Here is a 23,817-nt window from a genome sequence, read left to right on the forward strand (position 1 = left end):
TGCAGGATGCTTCGGATTGGCCGGTGATTCGGGCGTGCAGGGCCGGCTCGGTGGGGCCTGGGCCCTGCTGTCACGCGGTGGCTTGCCCGGGAGCTGCCGGGACAAAGGTCCCGAGCACCGGGACGGCCGCCCTGTCGTGCAAAGCCAAAAGGCGCTCGGGGTCACGCACGATGGCGTCGCGCTCCGCCGAAAGGTCTGCGCCGCGCATGAGCAGCCAGTACAGCAGCGCGGAGACGGGAAGCCCGATCAGCGGCGAGATGTCAGCGCCGCCCAGCGCGCGGGCGGCCGGGCCGGTGAACAAGGAGGTGGAGAAGAACGGCACCATCACGGCGAGCCCGATCGCGTACGATCCGAGTCCCCGCACGCCCCACCGGCCATAGACACCGCCACCAGGGGCGAGTATCTCGCTGATGGCGTAGGAACTGTGCCGGATCAGATAGAAGTCGACCAGGTTGACCGCGGTCCACGGAACCAGCAGGTAGGCCAGCAAGGAAAGGAAGCTGGAGAAGCTGTTCAGGTAGTGGTCGGGGATCCCGACGGTGGCGAGATAGGTGAGGGCCGTCAGCGCTGCGATGACCAGGACGCGCGATCGTGCCGAAGGCCGGAGCGGGCGGAAGGCGTCCACCATGCTGAGAGCGTTGATGGCCGCGCTGTAAAAGGTCGTCGGCAGCACACCGATCACCGAGAACAGCGTGACGGCGAGGGTGATCCAGCCCAGGCCGCCGATGAATGCGTCCCCGTAATGCCGGATCGCCTCCACCGTATCCATGTGCGGCAGCGCAGTGGTTACGGTGGCGCCGAGCATCTCGAGCCATGTCGCGGAGCCCAGGGAGCCCAGGAAGACCATGGCGACCACCCGCCTCGTACCTGTCTCTTTCGGCAGGTAGCGTGTGTAGTCGGAGACCATGGGCGCGAGTGCGATCTGGTAGGCGGCCGAAGCGCCGAACTGGGCGAGGAACGCCGTCCACGCGAAGCCCCCGGCGCCGACCAGTCCGCCCAGGTCCACCTCGCTGAGCACTCCGACCGTCACGAGGGCGAAAGTGACAAGTACCAGGATCGACAGATAGCGCTGCACGCGGTGCACCAGGTCGTGTCCGATAATGGCGATGACCGCAGCCGTTGAACAGATGAGCACCTCGTAAGGACCGTTGTGGGGCGTGGTCATGCCGGACAGCGAGTTCGCGCCGAGGATGACGAAGAACACGCCGAAGCCGCACTGGATCAGAACCACCACTGCCAACGGCACGACCAGACCTCGGCTGCCGAACTGCACCCGGGACTGGATCATCTGGGGCAGGCCCAGCTGAGGGCCCTGAGCTGCATGGAACGCCGTGAAGAACGTGCCGAACAACCCCCCGGCCGTGATCGCCACCAAGGACCAGACGATGCCCAGGCCAAGACCCGCACCGATGACACCGGTGAGGGCCGTGGTGACGTTTGCGTTGATCATGAACCAGAACGGTGCCTGCTGCCACACGGTGCCGTGGCGCTCATTTCCCGGGATGTAGTCCGTGGAATGGGTCTCGACTCGGCGCGTTCCTGGGGTGTTTCCGTTGACTGTCTCGCTCTGCTGTTCGTCGTACATGGCGGGTCTCCTGAGTGGCGGATACAAGGATCGACCCCGGATTAATCAGGGGAGTTGGCGTGCGTATCAGAGTTCATGCGCCGCCCGAGCCGTGGGTGACTGTGGGGATGCGCCCGTCTGATGCCGCGTTCGGCTCTGCTTCCCGTTGTGCAGAGCAGCACCAGGCATGTCACATAGGGCGATAAATGTCAGTGACGGTGCCGGGATAGGCGATGACGGTATCCCAGTCGATGAACAGTCCCGTGTCGTCGTCGACGGCGACGCCTTCGGGAGACGTCCAGGCCGCCTCGGCGGCTTCGTCGCTCTCGAAAACATAGACGGAAATGGCATCGTATTCGCACCGCTGACCGTGCCATTGATAGTCCGCTCGCAGCAGAGTCTGGCGGTACTCAAGGAGGCCCGGGAGCCTTCGCGCCAGTGGCGCGTGAACGCTGCGGTAGTGCTCAGCGAACTCCTCACGTGTCAGGCCGGCTTTGCGGCGGGTGGCGAAGACGACGGTGTGGGGCACGGTCATGGCAAGCTCCGCTGCTGTCATTCCGGAAGTACCGCGGTGACACGGATCTCGACGCGCATCCTGGGGTCGCCCAGGGCCGGCACCCCGATGCACGTCCAGATGGGCGCCTGGCCCGGTAGGTAGTGGCGGAAGCGCTCCGCCATCGTTTGAACTGCCGTCTCGTCGAGCGGCAAGTGGTAGGAGTTCACATGGACTACGTGCTGCCAGTCCGCGCCGGCGAGGGCCAGAGTCTGCTCGACGTTCTCGAACGCCCGAGCGATCTCGTCAGCAATGCCCTCAGGGAACTCGTCGTCGTCGTTCCAGCCGCCCTGCCCGGCGGTCTCCACCCGGTTTCCGACTCTCACGGCCTGCGAATAGTGGAAGAGCTCCAGTTTGCGCTCGCCATAGCCGGGCGTGACGAAGAACTCGGGCTTGCTCACGATGTCGCTCCTTTTCGGTGTGGGCGGGAGCCGCCCACTGCTGGCTGCGAGTGCTGTGGCCAGAAAGGTAACCGCGGCCGTCAAGTGGGAACCGGCGTTGCGGGCACGGTTGCGTCGGCTTTTTGGGCACGCTGAGCGGCACCGCGCATGACGCAAAGTCCGCGGAACAATTCGTTCACACGGCCGAAACCGACGCTACGGATCCTTGCGGCATGAGTACTCTCACCGCCGCGAGCGCCGAGGAATGGGCGCAGATCTGCAGTGATAGTTTCGCGCCTTGCGGTATCGACAGTGTCGCGTCCGACTTCCGCGGGACCGTGGACACCACCGTCTATTCGCCGACGACGGCCATGGCCCGGCTGGTGTCGAAACCGATGGACGTTCTGCGCTCACGACAGCATGTGTCCGGGGCCCCGAGGTCCGATTACATGCTCGTGCTGCACCAGCGGGGCGGCGCCGGCCTGGTGGAGCAGGACGGACGCTCCGCCGAGGTCCCTGCGGGGCAGGCTGTGCTGTGGGACGCCTCACGCCCGTATCGGTTCAGGTGGCCCACGCCGGTCGGCCAGACAGTCTTGAAGGTCTCGCACGAGGAGGTCGGGCACTGGTTCGGCGATGCCAGCAAGATGTGTCTACGACCGCTGCCTATGGCGGATCCCACGCTGCGCGTGCTCTCCGCATTCCTTCGGGAGCTCGCCGAGGTCGAGGACGAACTTCACGACCCGCTGCAGCGCGCCGAACTCGCGCATACGGCCGGCGAGCTGCTGGCGACAGCGCTCCGGTCAGCAAGCGGCGCCGCGGCCCCTCAGGCAGCGGGCCGAGAGGCCCTGCTGCTGATGATGCGTGCATTCATCAGTGAAAACCTTGCCGATCCCGCGCTCGGACCGGGCACGATCGCCGACCGGCATCACGTATCGGTACGTTACGTGACGTCGCTCTTCCGCGATCTCGGTACCTCGCCGGCCGCGTACATCCGCGAGCAGCGGGTGGAGCGGGCCCGGCAGTCGCTCGGTGACCCGCGCCGCCGCGAGTCCGGCGTCGCCGCGGTCGCGGCATCGTGCGGCTTCACCGACACCACGACCTTCACTCGAGCCTTCCGCCGCGCGTACGGCGTCACGCCGACCGAGTTCCGTTCGGCCGGGCGGGCCGCCTGATCAAACCCGCGGCGGCACGGGCTTCCCCGACGTCCAGGCTCGCAAAGGAACTTCAGGTCTGGCGATGTTCCCGGCGACTAGGTGAGGGCTTATGCCCGACTTCCGAATAGCCTCATGCGATACGGCGAAGAAACGATTGGACCGCCCGGAAGCCACGACCGTCCCAACGCGTCGGCGAACATCAACGCCGGGAACAGCTGCTCCCGATGCTCGGGCGGCAATGCGAGCACACTCCCCCAGCTCGGGTCAGCCCCCGGGCACGTGACCACACATCGAACTCGACCAGCTCAGCGGTCCACTCCCCCGGACAAACAGCAGTCTGACCCCTCCGACGAAACGACGACGTCAGAAGCCAAGGTCTTCATCAGCATCTAGGGCAGAAAAGTCGTAACTCTTCGCTGGAACCGCCACACGCCCTCGTGAAGGCGCAGGGTGTCGTCATAACGCCCGACGGCCTGCACCGCCCATCCAGACTTGCCGCGCAGGAAGAACGCCAGGTCACTGACCGCCGTCACCTCGCTCTCGGTCCATGAGGTGACGACGGTGTTGGACACGAGGTGCAGCTGCGGGCGCTTCGGCGCGAAGCCGGCGTAGGCGGCACGGAGCGCCTCGCGCCCTTCGAACACGCCGATGCCGGCTATGTCCGAGACACCGTCCGGCGTGAACAGTTCGACCAGGTCGTCGGTCCGTCCGGCGTCCAGCGCCTGCGCGTACGCGGCAACGGCCGCCCGCACGCCCACGGCGACCGACACTTCTATGGACTCAGTCATGGCCCCTCCGAGGTCATTTGATATTTCGACCAGTCAGTCTAATATTCGTTGCCAAGACATCACAATGGCTTGCCGGAGCCGGTCGGCGACGACCCGCGCCAAGAGGAGGCTCGACCGTGACCAAGCGTTGGCAGCAGCGTCCGCCGGGATCGACGTGGGGCGACTGGGGTGAGGACGACGAGCTCGGGCGCATCAACCTCATGACCCCCGAGAAGGTTCTCCAGGGCGTCCGCGAAGTTCAGCACGGGATCGCCTTCAGCCTGAGCCTGCCGCTGGACTATCCCGGCGGGACAGCCCTGAATCAGCGTCGCTACCCGCCGATCCTCAGGCCCACGGAGGACCTGCAGTACAAGCAGGACACCTTCTACAACGTCATCGCCCGCGAGTCGATCGCGCCGAGCCTCATCGACGTCTGGTCCGACGACGTGGTGACCCTGTGGTTGCAGTACTCGACCCAGTGGGATTCGCTGGCCCACCAAGGTGCCGAGTTCGACGCCGACGGCGACGGCGTCGACGAGCCGGTCTACTACAACGGCTTCCGGGCCGGCACCGACATCGTCGGCCCGCAGGAGGACGCCAAGGGAGACGGCAGCGGAAGCCTCAGCTTCGCGCGCCACCTCGGCCTGGAGCACATGGCGGCACACGGGGTCCAGGGCCGGGGCGTGCTGGTCGACCTGGCCCACCACCTGGGTTCGCAGTGGCAGCCGGTCAACCTCAAGACCCTCCTGGAGATAATGGCCGCGGACGACGTCGTCGTCGAGCCCGGCGACGTCCTCCTCCTGCACACCGGTTTCGCCACCCAGGTCCTCGCCTGGGGCCGCGACCCCGATCCCGTGGCCATCCACGCCACGGCCCCCTACCTCGACTCCCACGACCCAGCGCTGCTGGACTGGATCGCCGAGTCGCAGATCTCGGCGCTCGTGGCGGACAACTACGCGGTCGAGGGGCTGGTCCCGGACCGGAACCGGGAGCGACACACGCTGCTGCCGATCCACCACCTTTGCCTGTTCAAGCTCGGCGTCGCGCTCGGCGAGTTGTGGTACCTGCACGACCTCGCCACCTGGCTGCGGGAACACAGCCGCAGCCGGTTCCTGCTGACCGCTCCCCCGCTGCGCCTCCCCGGTGTCCAGGGCAGCCCACTCACACCGGTCGCAACCGTCTGACGTGCTTGCGGCGTCTTCGCCTGGCTCTGGCCCGCGTTCCACTCCATGAAGCGACTACATGGGCTGATCAGCGAAGCCGCCGCAGTACCTCCCGCCACGGTGTGCCGCGCAACTCCAAATGTGCCGGCCGTAGCCCACGCGCGCCTGAGACCACCGGCGAGGCGTTCGATCACTAGAGAAATCGGGCATGGGATCCGTGTTCAGTGCGACCCGAGCCTCGAGCGATATGCGGGGGATGGCGTTGGAAACGATCTCCTTTGTAGTTGGCATAGCAGGCCTCGTGATTGGAGTTTCGACGCTTTTCGGCGTCACCGTTTCACTCAAGAAACGGTACACCTGGAAAATCGCCCTGCGAGGCATCGAGGACGTATCCGCGCAAATTCAGCACCAGAACCCGCCACCTGATGCCATCGTCGCACTGGGAGACGGGGCCGTCCCCGGGGCAGTGCTGGCTCTGAATCTCGGAATCAAGATACTGTATTTCATCGATGCCCCAACCGCAGGCAGAGCCCGAGCCGGCGAGCCATTGCTGGACACCAGCGGCCTGCCGCCCACTCTCAAGGGGCGCCGCGTATTGATCGTGGACAACCACCTCTTTACTGGCGCCAACATGGCCGCCGCAGTCAAGATCATCCGTGATCTCAAACCAGAAGAGGTGAAGACCTGCGCGATCTTCCGCTTGGACTCGGTCTCTTCCGTTATTTCCCCAGATTACAGCTACAGAAATTTCGAGGGTCAGCGCATACCCATTCCGTGGGCCTACTCAAAACTACATAGCGAAGCCTATATCGGCTCCAGTCATCGTCGCCCGTAGTGCCATCAGACGGCGGCGATCCGCCGCACGGTCTCGGCAATGGTGTCGACCGACGGAAGCCACGCCCGCTCCAGCGAAGGCGCGTAGGGAGCGGGTGTCGCCGGCGGCGCCACACGGGTGACCGGCGCGTCCAGGTGCCAGAACCCTTCGTCGACCGCCATCGCGGCCAGCTCGGCGCCGACGCCGAAGTCCCGTACCGCCTCGTGTACGATGACGAGGCGGCTGGTCTTGGCGAGGGACGCGAGGACGGTCTCGCGGTCCAGCGGCGAGATCGTGCGCAGGTCGATCACCTCGACACTGACGCCCTCGCCGGCGAGCTGCTCCGCGGCGCGCAAGCAGTCCTGGACCATCCGCGACCATGAGACGAGCGTGACGTCGGCGCCCTCCCGGACCACCTTGGCCTTGCCCAACGGAACCAGGTGGTCGACCGGCGGCCGAGGAGCCTTGAAGCCGTACTGCAGCCGGTTCTCGACGAACACCACCGGGTTGGGGTCCTGGATCGCGGCGCGCAGCAGGCCATAGGTGTCGGCCGGGTTGGACGGCATCACCACGGTCAGCCCCGGTATGTGAGCGAGCAGCGCCTCAAGGCTCTGCGAGTGCTGGCTGCCGGACGAGCGACCCGCGCCGAACTGGGTACGCACCACCAGCGGAAGCGAGGCCCGGCCCCCGGTCATGAAGCGCAGCTTGGCCGCCTGGTTGAGCAGCATGTCCAGACAGACGCCGATGAAGTCCATGTACATGACCTCCACGACCGGCTTCATGCCGGCCATGGCCGCACCGACCGCGGCCCCGAGGATGGCGCTCTCGCTGATCGGCGTATCGCGGACCCGGCCCGGGAAGGCGTGCGCCAGCCCGCGCGTGAGGCCGAAGACGTTGCCGCCGTCACCGACGTCGATCCCGGCGATGAAGACGTCGGGATCGGCCGCGAGTTCGTGTTCCAGGGCCAGTCGCACGGCGTCCATGGAACGGAAGATCTCGGCGTCGGCCGGCACCGGCGCGGGCTCGGGAATCGCCGGTCGCGGTGCCGACACGTAGTCGTACAGACTCTCGACGGCAGGCTCCGGCATCCCCCTCGCCCAGTCGATCGCCGCCTCGATCTCCTTGTCGATCTCCTCGTCGACAGCGTCGACGAGCGAGACGCCCACGCCGACGGCTTCGAGGCGACGGCGAGCAATCAGCAGCGGGTCGCGCTCCTTCGCGGCCGCGACCTCCTCCGGTGAGCGGTACCGCTCAGGATCGCCTTCGTAGTGCCCGTGCCAGCGGTAGGTCTCAGCCTCCACCAAGACCGGACCGCCACCACCGCGCAGCCGCCTCACGATCTCGCCCATGGTCTGCGCAACCGCGACGACATCGTTGCCGTCGACGTGTTCGTAAGCGATGCCGTACCCGGCGGCTCGGGCGGAAAGCGAGGCCCGGTGCTGTGTCGAGGCGGGAGAGAACTCGGAGTAGTGGTTGTTCTCGCAGAAGAAGACGACCGGGAGGTCCCACACCGCGGCGAGGTTGACCGCCTCGTGGAACATGCCCTGCGCCACCGCGCCGTCGCCGAAGAAGGCCACCACCACGTCGCCGGCGCCCCGCAACTTGGCCGCGGTCGCGACCCCGCCGGCGATCGGCAGGCCGGCGCCGACGATGCCGTTGGCTCCATAGATCCCGAGGCCCGGATCCGCGATGTGCATCGAACCGCCGCGGCCGTGGCAGGTCCCCGCGTCCTTGCCCATAAGCTCGGCCATCATCGACGCCGTGTCCAGGCCCTTGGCCAGGACATGGCCGTGGCCGCGGTGAGTGGAGGTGATCCCGTCCCGTTCGGTCAGCGGCCAACAGGCACCGACCGCGCTGGCCTCCTGCCCGATCGACAGGTGCAGGAAGCCGGGGATCTCGGTGGCCTTGTAGAGGTCGGACGCCCGCTCCTCGAAGCGCCGGATCCGCCGCATCCGGCGGTACATCTCCAGCAGCTCCATGTCGGCGGGCTGCGATGGCTGGGTCATGCGTCCTCGCAATGCTCGCGCGGGCACCGCGCCGCGCGCGCCACCCGCGATCAGATTTCATGTACCGTTTGGTCCAACCAACTGCCGGAACCCACCCGAACCCCGCGGAGACAGCCGATGCCACGACCACCGGGCCACGGACCGGGATTCGAGATCAGGCGCCAGAAGATCATCGACATCGGCGCCGAGTTATTCGCCCGCCACGGCTACGAGGCGACCTCCGTCAGCGACCTGGGCCAGGCCGTCGGGCTCGCCAGAGGCGCGCTGTACTACTACATCCAGTCCAAGGAGAACCTGCTCGTCGAGATCCAGTCGCGGGTCATGCGCCCCCTGCTGGTCCGGGCGCGGCAGATCGCCGAGCTCGACGCGCATCCGCTGCTCCGCCTCCGACTGCTGTCGGAGGCCCTGCTGGAGATCATCTTCCACCGGCTCGACCACATCTGGGTCTACGAGCACGACTACCGCAGCCTCAGTGGCGAGCACCTGGAGACCCTGCTCGGCCAGCGCACCGATTTCGAGCAGATGATCACCGACCTGCTCACCGAGGCCGTGGAGCTGGGCACGTTCCGGGAGCTCGACACACGCCTGGCCACCCTGCAGTTCCTCAACATGCACAACCACACGTACCAGTGGCTGCGGCCGGACGGCCGGTGGGATGCCGACTTCCTGTCCCGCGAGTACTGCACGACGCTGTTCCGCGGCTTCGCCGCACCGGGCAGAAGACTGCCGGACGTCGAGAAGCAGGCCGCGGAGTTCAAACGCGACCGGCCGGACCAGCCCCTCGACCCGGAAAAGGAGTGGGAGGCCGTCCTCGTCGGCGACTGACCGGAACCGCGGTGCGCCACAGCGCACCGCGAACGGCGTCACGGCTGCTTCACCAGCGCGCGGGCGATGACGTTGCGCTGGATCTCGTTGGTCCCCTCGCCGATCTCGAGGATCTTGGCGTCGGCGTAGAACCGGGAGATCTCGGACTCCCGGACGTATCCGTAGCCGCCGTGGATCTGCACCGCCTCGGACGCCGCGCGATTGGCGGCCTCCGAGGCGTACAACTTGGCCATGGCTGCCGCCGTGCTGTACGGACGGCCCTGATCAGCGAGCCAGGCAGCGCGGTAGACCATCCAGCGGGCGGCCTCGAACTCGGTGCCGATGTCGGCGATCTTGTGGCCGATCGCCTGGAAGTCCGTCAGCGGGCGACCGAACTGGTGCCGTTCCCTGGCGTGCTTCACCGCCAACGCCAACGATGCCTTGGCCAGTGACAGAGCCAGCGCGGCAACGCTGATCCGCCCCTTGTCGAGCACCGACAGGAACTGCCGCAGCCCGTTGCCCTCCTCACCGATGAGATGGTCGTCCGGAACCCAGCAGTCCGCGAAGACCAGCTCACGGGTGTCCATGGCATGCCAGCCGAGCTTCCGGATCTTGCGGCCGCAGGAGTAGCCGGCTGTGCCCGTGGGGACGTAGAAGGTCGCGTACCGCTTCCCTCCGTCCGCACCCGAGCCGGTCACGGCCAGCAGCGTGACGCCCTGGCTGATCTCGGTCCCGGCGTTGGTGATGAACATCTTGGTGCCGTTGATCACCCAGCCACCGTCCGCCCGCTTGGCGGTCGTCGTGATGCCGGCCGCGTCGGAGCCGGCCTGGGGTTCGGTCAGGCCGAAGGCCCCGATGGCCTCGCCCCGGGCCAGCGGCGCCAGCCAGCGCTGCTTCTGCTCCTCGGTGCCGTAGGCCAGCAACGGCAGTGAGGCGATGGTGGAGTGTGCGTTCCAGGAGGAAGCGACAGATTGGTCCGCCGCTCCGAGTTCTTCCATCACCGCGACATACGAGACGGTGTCGGAGCCCGCGCCGCCGTACGCCTCGGGCACGAGCATGCCCATCAGGCCGAGGCCGCCGAGCTTGGTGAAGACCTCGGCCGGGAAGTGCTCGTCCTCGGACCACTGCGCGGCAAAAGGGGTGATCTCCTTCGCAGCGAACTCGCGCACGACGTCCTGCAGGTCCCTGGTCTCCTCGGGGAGGTCGAAATCCATGTCACAGTCCCTTCGGGGTCAGCAGAACTTTGAGGTGCCGGGCCCGGTCGGCGACCAGGTCCTCGAAGACCGCGGCGCCGGCCGCGAGCTCGAAACGCCCGGTGATCAGCGCCGAGGCGTCCAGGCGCCCGGTGCTCATCAGGTCGATCACGCGGGGGATGTCGAAGTTGTAGCCGAGCGTGCCGAGCACGGAGCGCTCGTAGAAGACGAGCTGCCCCATGTCGAACTCGACGCTGCCGTGACCGACGCCGGCGAGCACAGCCCGTCCGCCGCGGCGGACGATGGCGACCGCCTGCGAGGCGAGTCCCGGCACGCCGGTCGCGTCGAAAACGGCGTCCGGACCGATACGGCCGGTCCGCAGGAACACCTCACGGCGCACGTCGGTCTCGCGCGGGTCGAAGGCCTCGGTGACGCCGAGACCCAGAAGCATCTCGCGTCGTCCGGCCAGGGGCTCGCTGACGTAGAGCCCTGCGACGCCGGCCAGGCGCGCGGCGAGCACCACCGCGACCCCGATCGGGCCGCCGCCGAGGACGAGCACGTTGTCGCCCGGTCGCAGGCCGGCACGGGTCACGGCGTGCAGGCCGACGGCCAGCGGTTCGGCCACGGCCGCCATCCCGTCGTCGACGTTGTCCGGCAGCCGCGTCAACCCGGCCAGCGGAACGGTGACGCGCTCGGCGAAGGCACCGGGCGAAGCGAGCCCCACGGAGCCGCCTTGGGGGCACAGGTGGTACTCGCCGCGTGTGCACCAGTAGCACACGCCGCAGCGCCAGCACGGATCCGCAGTCACCCGGTCGCCCACCTCGACCCCGGGCGCGGGCGCACCGAGTGCGACGACGGTGCCGCTCAGTTCGTGGCCGAGGGCGAGCGGCGGGCTGGCCCCGGTGAACGGGTGCGGACCGCTGCGGATCATGTGCGGGCCTTCGAGGAACTCGTGCAGATCCGTACCGCACACACCGCACCAGGACACCTCCACCACGGCCTCATGCGGCATCGGCTCCGGGGGCTCAGCCACGTCCTCCAGCCGGAGGTCCCTCGCACCGTGCCAACGCAGTGCTTTCACGCACCCCGCCCCTTTCTTCCGTCGTCGAGATCTCGAGCGCGCCTAGTCCTGAGCCGTGCCGCCGAAACGGGCGTGGCCGGGGCCGTGCTCGATGAAGGAGCGGATCCCGGTGGCCGCGTCCGGTGTGCCGAAGACCCCTGCGAACAGCGCTCGTTCCAGGGCGAGCCCGGCGGAGATGTCGATGTCGGCACCGTGGTCCACCGCTTCTTTGATGGCTTCCAGCGCCGCCGACGACCCCTCTGCGAGCTTGCGGGCGTAACGGAGCGCGGCGTCGTAAGCCGATCCGGCGGGCACCACCTCGTCCGCGAGTCCGAGCCGCAGTGCCTCCTCGGCGCCCACCCGGCGGCCGGTCATCAGCAGGTTCTTCGCCCGGGACGGACCGATCAGCCGGGCGAGCCGCTGAGTGCCGCCCGAGCCCGGCATGATGCCGAGCTGGACTTCCGGCTGGCCGAGGATCGCGTCTTCGGCGAGCACCCGGTAGTCGGCACACAGGGCCAGCTCCAGGCCGCCGCCCAACGCGTAGCCGGTGACCGCCGCGACCACCGGCATCGGCAGCCGTGCCACGTCGTCGAAGGTCCGCTGCAGCGCGCGGTTCCAGCCTCTGGCCTCATCGGGGTCCATGGCTGCCAGGGCCTTGATGTCCGCCCCGGCTGCGAACAGCCGGTCGCCGCCGTGGAGCACCATGGCTCGGACGCCGCGTGCGTCCCGCAGATCCCTTACACAAGCGGCGAGCTCATCTCGCTGCGCGCTGTCGAAGGCGTTCATCGGCGGGTTGTCGAGGCGGACCGTGACGACCGGGCCGTCGGTGTCGAGGCGGATACGTGGCACGGAAACCCCCTGAGGAAACCCCGGAATCGGGAGCGTGCGAAGGGTTGTCGAGGACTGCGCACCGGCATAGAGTTCGGCGCATCGGTTTTATAGACCAATGGGTACACTAAATCGCAGGAGGTGGCAACAGACCACCTCTGAGCAGGAGAGTCCTGTGCATAATTTCGCGAGCATCCTCGATTACCACCTGACGCAACGGCCCGACGCGGCGGCCGTCGTCCAGGGCGAACGGCGCCTGACGGTCAGGGACATGCACACGCGCGTCAACGAGCTGGCGGCCGGTCTGGCCGAGCTGGACATCCGGCGCGGCGATGTCATCGGTCTGCTCCTGTACAACCAGCCGGAGTTCCTGGAAGTGGTCTACGCGGCCAACCGGCTCGGCGCGGTCTTCCTGTCGCTGAACTACCGCCTGTCCGAGGAGGAATGGCGGTACATCCTGGGCCACGCCCAGGTGAAGGCCATCGTCACCGAACCGGAGTTCGTCCCCGCGCTGGACCGGCTGGCCGGCGGCCTGCCCGACCTCGAACACCGGATCCTGGTGGGCGGCGCCACTCTAGAAGAGCCGTGGACCGGTTACGAAGACCTGTTGGCCCGCCATCGGGGCGCCCGGGTCGAACCGGTGGACGTCGACCTCGACGACCTCCAGAGGCTGATGTACACCTCCGGCACCACCTCGCGCCCCAAGGGCGTGCGCATCACCTACGGGAACCTGCAGGCCAAGAACCTGGCCCTGATCGTCCAGTTCGGCCTCACGGAGGCGGACACCACCCTGGTCTGCGGCCCGCTGTATCACGTCGCCGGGCTGGACATGCCGGCACTGGCGACCCTTTTCGCCGGCGGCAGAGTGGTCCTGCAACGCAAGTTCGACGCGCCCGGCGCCCTCCAGGCGATCCAGGACCACGGCATCACCAACGTGTGGCTGCCGCCCGCCATGGTCAACGCGGTCCTGGAAGTCCCGGACCGCGAGAAGTTCGACGGCACCTCGGTCCGTGTCATCCTGGGTGGCGGCGAGAAGACCCCCGAACCGGTGCTGCGCCGCATCATGACCGCGTTCCCCAACGCCTGGTTCGCCGACGCGTACGGGCTGACGGAGACAGTCTCGGGCGACACGTTCCTCGACCGCGAGCACGCGTTGTCCAAACTGGGCTCGGTCGGCTGCCCGGTTCCTCACACCCGGATCAGGATCGTCGACGAGGCAGGCGAGGAGGCCCCGGCGGGCGAGCTCGGCGAGATCACGCTGCGCGGCCCGAAGGTCTTCGCAGGGTACTGGCGCGACGAGGAGGCCACTTCGGCAGCCATCCGCGACGGCTGGTTCCACACCGGCGACATCGGCCACGTCGACGAGGACGGTTACCTGTACATCGACGACCGGAAGAAGGACATGATCATCTCGGGGGGCGAGAACATCGCTACTCCCGAAATCGAGCGAGTCCTCTACGAGCACCCCGCAGTCCTTGAGGCCGCCGTCATCGGCCTGCCGCACCCTCGCTGGGGCGAGGTCCCCCGAGCCTTCGTGGTGTTCCGCCCGGGATCAGGCGCGGAGACCGAAGAGCTGCGAGAGTTCTGTCTGGCACGCCTGGCCAAGTTCAAGGTGCCGGCCCGCTTCGACTTCATCGGCGAGCTGCCCCGCACTCCCTCGGGCAAGGTCCTCAAGCGGCACCTGCGCGACATCCCGACGGCGGACTGAGCCATGTCCGATGTGAACGACGAACTGCGCCTGGACAACAAGACCGCGTGGGTGACCGGAGCCGGAAAGGGTCTGGGTCGCGCGATCGCCGTCGCCCTGTGCCAAGCCGGGGCGACCATGGCGGTCACGGCACGAACGGTGTCGGACCTCGAAGATCTCGAATCGGAGCTCGCCGGCCTTGGCGGCAAAGTACTGACGCTGCCCGGATCGGTCGCCGACTCGACCGCGGTGCGCGCCATGGTCGAGCAGATCGCCGAGCGGACCGGCCGGCTTGACGCCCTGGTCAACTGCGCCGGCATCAGTCCCCACTTCACCCGCAGTGAGCTGGTCACCGACGACGACTGGCTGCGAGTCCTCGACGTCAACCTGCAAGGCACCTTCTACTGCTGTCGCGAGGCCAGCAAAGTGATGCTGGAGCAGCGTTCCGGCTCGATCGTGAACGTCTCGTCGGTCCACGCCAGAGCAGGGTTCGATCGGATCGCCGCCTACGCGGCCAGCAAAGGCGGCGTCGAGGCACTCACCAAGACGCTCGCGGTCGAATGGGCCGACCGCGGGGTGCGCGTCAACGCCCTCGCGCCCGGCTACTTCCACACCGACCTCAGCTCCGGACTGCTGGCCAGCCGGTGGGGCGAGCGGATCGTGCGCAGCACACCGATGGGCCGAGTGGGCTCCGCCGAGGAGCTCGGCGGAGCCGCGGTGTTCCTGGCCTCGGACGCTTCCCGGTTCGTCACCGGGACCACGCTCACCGTGGACGGCGGCTGGACTGCTCAGTGAGCTGTGGCGTCGCGCGTGGAATCGTCCGCGAGATCAGCGAAGTCCTCGGCCGACAGCCGCAGCGCACCGGCTGCGACGTTCTCCTCCAAGTGCTCCAGCGACCCGGTACCCGGGATCAGCAGCATGTTCGGGGAGATCGCGAGCAGCCAGGCTTGAGCCACCTGGGCCGGCGTCGCGTCCAGGCGCGCCGCGACCTTCAGGACTCCGGGAGAGTCGAGCGGCTGGAATCCACCGCCGATCGGGAAGTAGGGGACGAAGGCAATCCCCAGCTCGGCGCATCGGCCGAGCAGCGTGGCAGCAACCTGGTGCTGCACGTGGAAGTGGTTCTGGACGGCGGCGATCGGGGCGACCGTCCGGGCTTCCTCGAACTGTTCGAGGTCGACGTTGCTGACGCCGAGGTGACGGATCAAGCCTTCCTGCTGCAGGGCGGCCAGCACGGCGAAACGCTCGGCCACCGGTGCGCCGCCCGGGCCCGCTGTGCCACCGACTCGCAGGTAGACCAGATCGAGCCGTTCCAGGGCGAGAGCGCGGAGTTCAGCCTCGACCAGGCCGCGCAGCTGGTCGGGCGCCGCCTCGAAGCGGGGGACGCCGGAGTCGTCCACCATCGGTCCGACCTTCGTCGCAATCACGAGATCATCCTGGTAGGGAGTCAGCGCCTCACGGATCATGGAGTTGGCGCGGACCTCGCCGACGCCGTAGAAGCCTGCGGTGTCGATGTGGTTCACACCGAGCTCCACAGCACGCCGCAGGACCGCCATTCCGTCCTCCGGGTCCCGGGCCGGGCCGCCGAACGTGCCCGCGGCCAAGCGCATCGCCCCGAATCCGACGCGTCGGACGTCGAGGTCGCCGCCGAGGGCGAAGGTCGGAATATCGGTGTTCTCAGTCGTCGTGTTCGGTGTGTCAGCCGCGTTCACCATGTTCTCCGTCATGCCTCAAGCTTTGCCAAGACCGTTCGCGCGAACGAGCGCATGGCAGCAAGTGGCCAATGTTGCCGACGCGAAGCCCGACGCGGAAACTGAGACCTGTGCCCGCCGAAACGACCATCACCCTCCACAGTGAACAGGAACTAGCCGCACGCGTCGGCCACCTGTTCACCGAACCCGAGAACGAGTTCGTCTGCGCCGCGACGAACCTGAACACCTGGTCCCGCCGTGCGGCACGGCCGGCGGCGGCGGACCAGATGCGGTCGATGATGGAAGGCGGCCTGGCCGTCCGCAAGCTCTACAGCACCACCGCGCTCGCCTCCGAGGAACAACGTCTGCATCTGCTCGAGCTCCGGGCCTACGGAGCGCAGGTGCGGATCTGCGCCGCCGACCTCCCGCACGAGACGATCATCAGCGACCGAAAGGCGATGATCCTGGCCGGCCCGACCGTCCGAGGCGAGCGCGAATTCACGGCTACGACGTCGACAGCGCTCATCGACGCCGTGTACTCGATGTTCGACGCGGCCTGGGAGGGCGCCATCGACCTGGAGGACTACCTCGGCCAAGACCTCCCTGTGATCGACGCCGACGGCAAGGCCCTGCTCCGCATGCTGACGACCGGACTCACCGACGAGGCGGCGGCCCGCCGGATGGGGCTGTCGCTGAGGACGTATCGGCGGCGCGTGGCGGAGATGATGCGGCTGCTGGAGGCCGAGTCCCGATTCCAGGCCGGGGTTCGTGCCGGCGAGCTCGGTCTGGGTGGATGACTGAAGGGCGCCGTCCCAGCCGCAGTCGAGCGGCTCGCGGATTTCGATGAGATCGCGATCGATCAGGTCGGCGGCCGGCGAGGCGAACTGCGGGACCAGAGCTCGCATCTGCTCGTGGGTCCGGCGGTTCCGAACATGGTGGTTTCCGGTCTCCGCCCAGCGCCTCAGCTCAGCCGCAGCCAAATCAACGCCGTACTGGCCGATCCGACGTCGTGGCTGCAATCGCCCGACACTTTCTTCAACATCCGCATGATCTGGGTCCTGACCACCGATCACGCCGACCGGCTGCTCGCCGGGCAGCTCTGACAGCCACCCGGCCCGGTCTTCAGCGAGGTCATCAGGCCACTCGTTCCCGCTGCTCGTAAAGCTCGGCCCATTCCTTGCGAGAACGAATGGTGAGATCGACATCAGTGGCCTGAGCCCGCAGCGCCCCCACCGTCGCCTCCTCCCGAGGAGTCACCGCGAACGGCTCCCAGTTGAGGAACCGGCAGGCGTTCTGCCAGGTGATCTTGTCGATGTCGGCGTCGTCGGCCCCCGCGGACTCCAGCTCGGCCAGCACGAACTCCGGGGCGTTCGGCCAGATCGAGTCCGAGTGCGGGAAGTCGCACTCCCAGGCGATGTTGTCGATGCCGATCTCGTGGCGCAGCTTCAGCGAGGTCGGGTCGGTGACGTAGCAGGCCATCACGTGCTCGCGGAAGACGTCGCTGGGCAGCCGGCCGCCGAAGTCGCGGCGCAGCCACTTCTGGTTGGTGTAGTGCCGGTCGGAGCGGTCCAGGTAGAAGGGGATCCAGCCCACCCCGCCCTCGGACAGCGCCACCTTCAGGCCGGGGTGGTTCCGGAAGGCGGGGCCCCACAGCAGGTCCTGGACGGCGACCTGGGAGACGGTCGGCGCCAGGCACATGAGGTTGTCGATCGGCGCGTCCGAGGCCATCTTGAGCACACCGAAGCCCTGACCGATGTGCAGGTTCATCACCAGGCCGGTCTCGGCCAGCGCCGAGAACACCGGCGCCCAGTAGTCTCCGTCGTGATAGCTGGGAAGCCCGTCGATGTGCGGCAGCTCAGGCATCGTGACCGCGCGGAAGCCCTTGGCCGCGGCCCGGTTGATCTCCGCTACGGTCACGTCGGTATCCCACAGCGGCAGCAGCGCGTTCGGGATGAAGCGGCCCGGGTACGTCGCACACCACTCGTCGATGTGCCAGTCGTTGTAGGCCGAGATGATCGCGACGGTGATCTCGTCCTTGACCCGGTTCAGCGCCCCGGCGCTGAAACCGGCGAACGTCGGAAAGCACATCGAGGCGAGGATGCCGTTGACGTTCATGTCGCGGACCCGGTCGTGGATGTCGTAGACACCAGGACGCATCTCCGCGTAGCGGGTCGGGTTCTTGTCCCACTCCTCCTTCGGCCACCCGACGACGGCGTTCAAGCCGGTGACCCCGACCGGCTTGTCGCGATAGACCCACTGATCCATGCCCTGGTCGTTGGTGATCAGCTTGGGCACGTACTCGGCGTACTTCCCGGGCATGTGCAGCTGGAACATGTCGGCCGGTTCGACCACGTGGTCGTCGATGCTGACAAGGATCATGTCGTCAAGGTTCATCAGGACTCCTCGGTGCATTAGGAACACAGGGGTCGTACGTGCGGCCCCAGCCACGAGGCGAGATTTTCAATCTCAACCAAGGAGAATGACACTCTCGCTACACGTGAAGATACCCGACAGCCTTGGAGAACGACAGAGCTCGCGACCGGATTTTCACGACGCGTGTGTCAGCTCAGCTCACCGGTACGGAAGCCCTGACGATCTGGTGCGCCGCGCGCCGGCCGCTCAGATACGCGCCCTGGACCGTACGTGCCCGGAAGGTGGCGGTCGCCTCGCCTGCCCAGTAGAGCTTGCCGTCGACCTCGTCAGCCAAGCGCTCCCGGACATCCAGTGCGGCTCCCGGAGGGGTGTGGCTGTATGCGCCCCGCGCGTAGGGATCGGCTGCCCACAAGTGCGCGACAACGGACGTCGGCTCGACGTAGCGGTCTTTCAAGATCTTTCGCAGACCGGCTTTGAGCCGAGCGACCATCTCGTCGTGCTCCATGCACAACAGCTCTCGGGCAAAGTCGCTGTCTGCCCAAACGCCCACGACGGAGCCGCCATAGGCAGAGCCTGCGTTGCAGAGCCATCCGTTGTCGTTCGAGCCGTCATCAGCATCGATCATCTGTGGGTTGTCGCCCCACACGTCCGCGGGGAAGACGAACATCGTCTTGACGACGTCGACGTTCGACAACTGATGGACCGCCGATAGCTTCGACTCAGGAAGCTCGGGAAGGAACGTCACCGAGTTCGCTTGCAGCACGCCCAAGGGCAGCGTCACCACGACCTTGTCCGCAATGAAGTACCGTGAGTGCCCGTCCACCCGCGTTCGGACCGTGACCTGTTCGCCGCGCCAGTCGATGAGGTCGACCGGGTGGCCGAGACGGATGTCGAGATCGTGGGTCAGAGCCTCGACGAAGGGGCTCCAACCCTGCGGCATCTTGTAGTCGTTCTCCCCCATGAACTCGCCGCCCTGCTGGTTGGCCTGGATCTCGAGGATCAGGTGCAACGCACTCGTGCTGTCCAGGCTCTCCCTGGACTCGAAGAACCACAGCAGGTCGGCAAAACTACCGAGGTGCGGGTTGGCGTCCTCGACGTCACGCACGAAGTCGGCCACGTTGATGTCGCGGGTGAGTTGTGCCCCGGCCTTGAGGAGCACCTCCCACCGAGGGTCGAGAGGATAGACCCCGTGCCCGCCGGGCGGTTCCACCCGGTAGGCGCCCTTGGCGAGCCCCATCGACTCGAGTTCGCTCCAGACCGGGTTCGTGGCGTTGTGGACGAACTCGGCCCCGAGCTCCACAGGGTCTGGGGCCAGGTCCTTGCGCGTGTGGATCCGACCGCCAACGCGGTCGCGGGCTTCGAGCACGACGACGCCGACGCCTTCCTCGCGGAGGTCGCGAGCGGCGGTCAAACCCGCTACGCCTGCGCCGATGACCAAGACTGAGGTCTTATGGGGTTCCTTCATGCCATCCACGTCCTTGTCGTCATCGTCGTCATCGAAATAGGTCAGCGAGCGGATTCGCGCTGCGTGAGGTGGTGGTCGATGTCCTCTGCAGCCTGAGCACCGCTGACGACGGCGCCCTCGATCGTGCCGAAGTTCTCTGCGATGTCGGCGCCGGCGAAAAAGAGCGGCGGCTCAGCAACCGCGTAGCGAGTGGGGCTGATGTCCTCGGTATAGCTGGCCCATGCGCCCTTGAAGAAGGGGCTCTCGTTGAAGTCGAAGCTGTGCACAGCGTCCACGGTGAACTCCGGAAGGACACGGTCAACCAGCACTTGCACCGCTGTGGTCGTGACCTGTGCGAGCTCGTCCTCGCACGTGAAGCCGACGAGTACGGATCGGCCGTCCGGCAGGACGCGGTCGGTGCGCAGATACGAGAAGCCGCCGTCGGGGTCGACTGCTCTCACCGCCGTCTCCAGCCCTGTCGCGACGATCCACACCTTGGTCGATCGGCCGCAGTGCCCTGTCTCGATCACTTCCTTCTTCTGACCGTCGAACGCAGGCGTCACGCGAATCTCGGACCACGTGTTGACGGGAACGGCCAAGAGCACGGCGGCCGCGGTTACAGTCCGACGGCTCGTCTGGATCTCAACACGGTCACCGCGACGATCGATCGCAAGGACCGGCTCGCCCAGCTGCGGCTCGACTCCAGCGTCCGCGATCAGGGCTGCGATCAGAGCATCCGTGGTCGCGTGGAGCTTGGCGCTGTACATGTCCATGGCACCCAGGTATTCAGCAGGCACGTCCCTGAACACGGCGGCCGGCACCTTCTCGGGCGGCGCGCCGCACACGAAGTTCGTCCAGGCTCGAATCCAAGTCCGAAGTTCGTCGTCGGATTCCAGGCCGTCGAGCACATCCTGCACCGTCGGTTCGCTGCCCTCGACGCTCACGGCCTCGCTGATCGCCGCGGCGAGCTCGCGCTGTCGGCTCGGCGACGGCGAAGAGGCATCGGAAAGCCGGCCCTGGTGGCGAAAGACGAACCGCTCCGGCTCGGGCGAGTACTCAAGCTCCAAGCCATATCGCTGCAGTTCGGCCGTGATCGCGGGCTCATCGTCCTCAAGGATCCATGTCCCGCCCATTTCGACCCGGACGCCGAGCCCGGGAAGCTCATCGGCGAACGTCCGCCCGCCGGGCTGCTGTGACGCCTCGAGAACAAGAACCGTCCGCCCGGAAGCACTCAGGTCACGAGCGGCCACCAGGCCGCTGAGCCCCGCTCCGATGACAACGACGTCGGCGTCGGTTTGTGGTGAGGACATGCGGTCTTCTCCCTGCTCGATCAGGCGCCTGCACCATGCCGGGCCAGTGACGTCGGAGGATTCAAAACTTCGGCGAGACTGTACCATACGTACGGTACAGTTTTGAGGGCGCTTCATCCACAGATGACATGGATGTACCTGCTTTTCGCGGCACAGGGATTCTGATATTGACGCGCCACCAGGCACGCGATGGCATCGGCGGTCGCGTGGACGCTGGCTCGGCTACCGGCCCCGCGACGGTCTCGCCCGGTACCCCTTGGCCTGAGAGTGCGTGGGACTCAACCACCCCCTAAGGGTGGACCTGCTCCTCCGGGCAGCCGACGAGCGCCGTGAACAACTCGTCGCGCTCTTCAGGCGTGAAGCGTTCCTTGTCGATGAGGTCGCTCCAGGACAGGCCGTCCAGTGCCAGCCGCGTCAGCATGGTCGGAACCCACTCGTCCTGCGGCAAATCTGCTTCAAGCGCGTCGATCCTGCGAGCCTGATCCGACAGCTCTTCGGTCAGTTCCGGCGCCGTCGTGATGGCCAACGCCCACGGCAGCGGGATGGCCGAGTATGCCGGGTCGAAGTTGCAGCGCGCGTAGGCGAGGTCCCGCTGCCGCACCAGGCTCGGGTCGTCACCGATCGCCTCGACGGCCGAACCGTTCTCGACCATCAGATCGACGAGCGCCTGGACGATTTCGGACTTGGACCCGAAGTGATACAGGATGCCGCTCTTGCTGACCCCTGACTCCTCCTTGATGGCCGCGAAGGTCACGTGCGAGAGGCCTTTGGTGGTCGCGATGGCCGGCACCGCGTCGAGGATTCGCTGCTTGGCCTTCACGCCCGGACTCCTTCAGCCCGGGCGTCAAGACTGGGCGTCCAGCTCAGCACGCCTCGAAGCAGCGCTTCGAACTGTTCTGGCGTGAACCTCTCGGGATCCGTCATGCGCGTCCACCACAACCCGTCGGCGGCGAGCCGGCGCAGATAGGCGTCCGTCGGCGACTGATCCGATTGCCGCTCGATGTCGTCCAGCCGGCGATACAGCGCGATCCACTCATCGAGCAGCGCCGGCGCCTCGGCCAGACCGAGCATCAGTGCGACCCTGTCGAGACTGTCGGCGTCCAACGTCGCCGACACGTAAGCGGCGGTCCTGGCGCTCTCAGTCGGCGCGGGGTCGTCCGCACCCAACTGCTTCGCGTACCGGCGCAAGCTGGCGGCGAGGACCTCCTTGAGGAGGGCTTGCTGCGAGGGGAAGTGGTGGGTCACACCGCCACGGCTGAGCCCCGTCTCCTTCATCACGGCGTCGACCGTGACGGCCGCCGGACTCTCTCGGAGCGCAACAACGAGCGCGGCTCGGATAATGAGCTGCCGGGAACCCCCGTCGGCCGCGTCTGTCGCCTTCACCAAGTCAGGCTACCAACTTCCCCGGCCCGACGTTCGTCGCTCCCACCTCCCCGGCCACGCCGGGAGGTCTACTCGACGTCATCGATGGCCGTCAGATCGATCTCGGTACCCCGTATCTTGCGGACCAGCAGGAAGCCGGCTGCCAGCAGCACGACGGCACCGGCACAGATCCACGATTGAGTCGAATCGGCGGTCTTGAAGCCGTCGCGCAGGCCATTCGCTTCGAAGGCGATGAAGCCCGCGGCGGCCAAGGCCCCGGCGACCGCGACCGGCCAGTGATTTCTCGCCCGCCGCGCCACGACCACCACCGCGACCAGGGCGACGACGATGTAGGCGTAGCCCCATGAGTAGCCGATCGCCGCGCCCAGGTAGACGGTGGCGTCTGCCGGGCTGCCGTGGAGAAGCATCGCTGTGGCGACCGGAATGGCCAGGGACAACGCGCCGGCCACGAGATTCGCTCGTTTCGGAGTCCCCCGCTGGGGGTCCACGACGCTGAGGCCACGCGGCAGGAGGCCGACGGAGCCCATGGTGGCGAAGAAGCGGCCGGCGAAACTCTGGAAGGCGACTGCCGCCGCGATCATGCTGGCACTGATGAGCACGTCGACGGGAATAGCCATCCACCCCACACCGCCCTGCTTGGCCATGATCGAGGAGACGGTGTCACCGGCGGCGAACGCGTCGGTGTTCGCGATCGGCGACTCGACCAGAAGGCTCAGGACAAGGACCGGGACTCCGGCCAGAACGACGGCGTTGAGAATCCGCGGCACGTTCCTGCGCGGCTCCTCAGTATCGGAGGCCAGCGTCGCGAGGGCGTCGAATCCGATGAACGCAGACGACAGGAACACCACACCCAACAGCGTGGACGTGAGGTCGAACCCTGAGAGGCTGTACAGAGGAGCGAAATGCACGCCGTGCTTCACGCTGTACTGGATCATCACCCAGACGACCACCGGGACGCACGCGAGCCCCAGAGTGGCCGCCACCCAGAAGGACGCCTCCAGCCCCCGATGGCACACCGCAGTCGTACAGACCGCGATGAGGACGAGTATCACCAGCTGCCAGTGCTCGCCGGCGGCCCCTTTGACACCGAGGTTGTACAGGACGCCGGTGACGAACACGCTGGTCGCGGTCACCGTGGACCCCAGCACGGCCACATAGCCGCTGAACAGGCCCGCGGTCGCCAGGTAGGCAGGCGTCCGCCGGCCGGAATCCCTGGCGATGTAGGTCAGGATGCCGCCGCTGCCGACGTGACGGTGGGCGAAGAAGGTGATGACCTTCGCCACCCCGAGCATCAGCACGACCGTGATCAGGATGGTCAGTCCCGGGGTCTTCGGCGAGTAGATCATCACGTAAGCGCCGTAGACCGACAGGGCTGGTCCGTACTGCATACTGACGACGCCCATGGCGATCGCCCGCAAGGGGCTCATCTTCGCCATTGGAGCTTCTGTAACGCCGACGTCGGCTGACGCCTCCTCTATAGATGCCATGGCGTTCCCTCACATACCGTGATCGGACCGCTGGTCGGCCCGAGGACTGGAACCGTACCGTACGTACGGTTCATCTGAATAGAGGGTGCCGCACCCTTCTGACCTGCGCGTGGCCCCACTGCGTCGCGGTGGAGCCACCGGCGAGACAGACGTAAAGTC

General features: G+C 67.1%; 23 protein-coding genes. 8 read left to right on the forward strand and 15 right to left on the reverse strand.

The window, feature by feature from the left end; all coding sequences use genetic code 11:
- Positions 1-70 precede the first annotated feature (70 nt).
- From GWK61_RS00865 to GWK61_RS00875, 3 genes are all read right to left on the reverse strand, one after another.
- Positions 71-1,585 carry a purine-cytosine permease family protein gene (locus GWK61_RS00865; protein WP_194903833.1) on the reverse strand — a complete coding sequence of 505 codons (1,515 nt, stop codon included), beginning with the start codon at positions 1,583-1,585 and terminating at the stop codon, positions 71-73.
- Between the two features lie 169 nt (positions 1,586-1,754).
- The gene (locus GWK61_RS00870) at positions 1,755-2,099 is read right to left on the reverse strand and encodes an EthD family reductase (RefSeq protein ID WP_194903835.1); all 345 of its coding nucleotides are present in this window, start codon (positions 2,097-2,099) and stop codon (positions 1,755-1,757) included.
- Between the two features lie 17 nt (positions 2,100-2,116).
- Entirely contained in the window at positions 2,117-2,518 is a 402-nt protein-coding gene (locus GWK61_RS00875; protein WP_194903836.1) for a Rid family hydrolase, read from the reverse strand.
- A gap of 212 nt (positions 2,519-2,730) precedes the next feature.
- Here GWK61_RS00875 and GWK61_RS00880 point away from each other — a divergent pair, with 212 nt between their 5' ends.
- Entirely contained in the window at positions 2,731-3,669 is a 939-nt protein-coding gene (locus GWK61_RS00880; RefSeq protein WP_194903837.1) for a helix-turn-helix domain-containing protein, read from the forward strand.
- Between the two features lie 371 nt (positions 3,670-4,040).
- On the opposite strand, the gene GWK61_RS00885 is transcribed toward GWK61_RS00880, so the two are convergent.
- On the reverse strand, positions 4,041-4,439 hold the full coding sequence (locus GWK61_RS00885) for a nuclear transport factor 2 family protein (protein WP_194903838.1): 399 nt from the start codon (positions 4,437-4,439) through the stop codon (positions 4,041-4,043).
- A 116-nt stretch (positions 4,440-4,555) separates the two neighbouring features.
- Between GWK61_RS00885 and GWK61_RS00890 the strand changes: the two genes are divergently transcribed.
- Together GWK61_RS00890 and GWK61_RS00895 are read left to right on the forward strand one after the other, a co-directional pair.
- Entirely contained in the window at positions 4,556-5,602 is a 1,047-nt protein-coding gene (locus GWK61_RS00890; RefSeq protein ID WP_194903839.1) for a cyclase family protein, read from the forward strand.
- Positions 5,603-5,789: 187 nt separating this feature from the next.
- Positions 5,790-6,416 (forward strand): phosphoribosyltransferase, encoded by a 627-nt coding sequence (locus GWK61_RS00895; protein WP_194903840.1) that lies wholly within the window; start codon positions 5,790-5,792, stop codon positions 6,414-6,416.
- Positions 6,417-6,421: 5 nt separating this feature from the next.
- Here GWK61_RS00895 and GWK61_RS00900 read toward each other — a convergent pair whose 3' ends face one another.
- The gene (locus GWK61_RS00900; RefSeq protein WP_228561519.1) at positions 6,422-8,401 is read right to left on the reverse strand and encodes an alpha-ketoacid dehydrogenase subunit alpha/beta; all 1,980 of its coding nucleotides are present in this window, start codon (positions 8,399-8,401) and stop codon (positions 6,422-6,424) included.
- Between the two features lie 117 nt (positions 8,402-8,518).
- Here GWK61_RS00900 and GWK61_RS00905 point away from each other — a divergent pair, with 117 nt between their 5' ends.
- On the forward strand, positions 8,519-9,226 hold the full coding sequence (locus tag GWK61_RS00905; RefSeq protein ID WP_194903841.1) for a TetR/AcrR family transcriptional regulator: 708 nt from the start codon (positions 8,519-8,521) through the stop codon (positions 9,224-9,226).
- A gap of 38 nt (positions 9,227-9,264) precedes the next feature.
- On the opposite strand, the gene GWK61_RS00910 is transcribed toward GWK61_RS00905, so the two are convergent.
- Genes GWK61_RS00910 through GWK61_RS00920 form a run of 3 tightly spaced genes read right to left on the reverse strand, consistent with a single transcriptional unit; the run spans position 9,265 to position 12,307 of the window.
- Positions 9,265-10,419 (reverse strand): acyl-CoA dehydrogenase family protein, encoded by a 1,155-nt coding sequence (locus GWK61_RS00910; protein WP_194903842.1) that lies wholly within the window; start codon positions 10,417-10,419, stop codon positions 9,265-9,267.
- Position 10,420: 1 nt separating this feature from the next.
- Positions 10,421-11,479: a 2,3-butanediol dehydrogenase gene (locus tag GWK61_RS00915; RefSeq protein WP_194903843.1), complete on the reverse strand. Its 1,059-nt coding sequence runs from the start codon at positions 11,477-11,479 to the stop codon at positions 10,421-10,423.
- 42 nt (positions 11,480-11,521) lie between these two features.
- Positions 11,522-12,307, reverse strand: a complete 786-nt coding sequence (locus GWK61_RS00920; protein WP_194903844.1) for an enoyl-CoA hydratase/isomerase family protein — start codon at positions 12,305-12,307, stop codon at positions 11,522-11,524.
- 154 nt (positions 12,308-12,461) lie between these two features.
- Between GWK61_RS00920 and GWK61_RS00925 the strand changes: the two genes are divergently transcribed.
- Both GWK61_RS00925 and GWK61_RS00930 read left to right on the forward strand, forming a co-directional pair.
- Positions 12,462-13,994, forward strand: coding sequence for an acyl-CoA synthetase (locus tag GWK61_RS00925; protein WP_194903845.1), 1,533 nt, complete (start codon positions 12,462-12,464; stop codon positions 13,992-13,994).
- Positions 13,995-13,997: 3 nt separating this feature from the next.
- On the forward strand, positions 13,998-14,768 hold the full coding sequence (locus GWK61_RS00930) for an SDR family NAD(P)-dependent oxidoreductase (protein ID WP_194903846.1): 771 nt from the start codon (positions 13,998-14,000) through the stop codon (positions 14,766-14,768).
- On the opposite strand, the gene GWK61_RS00935 is transcribed toward GWK61_RS00930, so the two are convergent.
- Positions 14,762-15,685, reverse strand: a complete 924-nt coding sequence (locus GWK61_RS00935) for an oxidoreductase (protein ID WP_194903987.1) — start codon at positions 15,683-15,685, stop codon at positions 14,762-14,764. The genes GWK61_RS00930 and GWK61_RS00935 overlap by 7 nt on opposite strands.
- 107 nt (positions 15,686-15,792) lie before the next feature.
- On the opposite strand from GWK61_RS00935, the gene GWK61_RS00940 reads away from it, so the two are divergent.
- On the forward strand, positions 15,793-16,458 hold the full coding sequence (locus GWK61_RS00940; RefSeq protein ID WP_228561522.1) for a helix-turn-helix domain-containing protein: 666 nt from the start codon (positions 15,793-15,795) through the stop codon (positions 16,456-16,458).
- Positions 16,459-16,593: 135 nt separating this feature from the next.
- On the forward strand, positions 16,594-16,764 hold the full coding sequence (locus tag GWK61_RS00945; protein ID WP_194903848.1) for a hypothetical protein: 171 nt from the start codon (positions 16,594-16,596) through the stop codon (positions 16,762-16,764).
- Positions 16,765-16,795: 31 nt separating this feature from the next.
- Here the strand turns inward: GWK61_RS00945 and GWK61_RS00950 are convergent, their stop codons facing one another.
- The 6 genes from GWK61_RS00950 to GWK61_RS00975 form a co-directional block, all read right to left on the reverse strand.
- Positions 16,796-18,055, reverse strand: coding sequence for an amidohydrolase family protein (locus GWK61_RS00950; protein WP_194903849.1), 1,260 nt, complete (start codon positions 18,053-18,055; stop codon positions 16,796-16,798).
- Between the two features lie 172 nt (positions 18,056-18,227).
- Positions 18,228-19,499: a flavin monoamine oxidase family protein gene (locus GWK61_RS00955; RefSeq protein WP_194903850.1), complete on the reverse strand. Its 1,272-nt coding sequence runs from the start codon at positions 19,497-19,499 to the stop codon at positions 18,228-18,230.
- A 41-nt stretch (positions 19,500-19,540) separates the two neighbouring features.
- On the reverse strand, positions 19,541-20,788 hold the full coding sequence (locus tag GWK61_RS00960; RefSeq protein ID WP_194903851.1) for a flavin monoamine oxidase family protein: 1,248 nt from the start codon (positions 20,786-20,788) through the stop codon (positions 19,541-19,543).
- Positions 20,789-21,077: 289 nt separating this feature from the next.
- On the reverse strand, positions 21,078-21,608 hold the full coding sequence (locus GWK61_RS00965; protein ID WP_194903852.1) for a TetR/AcrR family transcriptional regulator: 531 nt from the start codon (positions 21,606-21,608) through the stop codon (positions 21,078-21,080).
- Positions 21,605-22,171: a TetR/AcrR family transcriptional regulator gene (locus GWK61_RS00970; protein WP_194903853.1), complete on the reverse strand. Its 567-nt coding sequence runs from the start codon at positions 22,169-22,171 to the stop codon at positions 21,605-21,607. Before GWK61_RS00970 ends, GWK61_RS00965 begins: the two co-directional genes overlap by 4 nt.
- A 68-nt stretch (positions 22,172-22,239) precedes the next feature.
- Complete coding sequence (locus GWK61_RS00975; RefSeq protein WP_194903855.1) at positions 22,240-23,607, reverse strand: APC family permease; 1,368 nt, start codon at positions 23,605-23,607, stop codon at positions 22,240-22,242.
- Positions 23,608-23,817: the final 210 nt, after the last annotated feature.

This window comes from Catenulispora rubra, from assembly GCF_015356825.1.
Taxonomy (GTDB): Bacteria; Actinomycetota; Actinomycetes; order Streptomycetales; family Catenulisporaceae; genus Catenulispora; species Catenulispora rubra.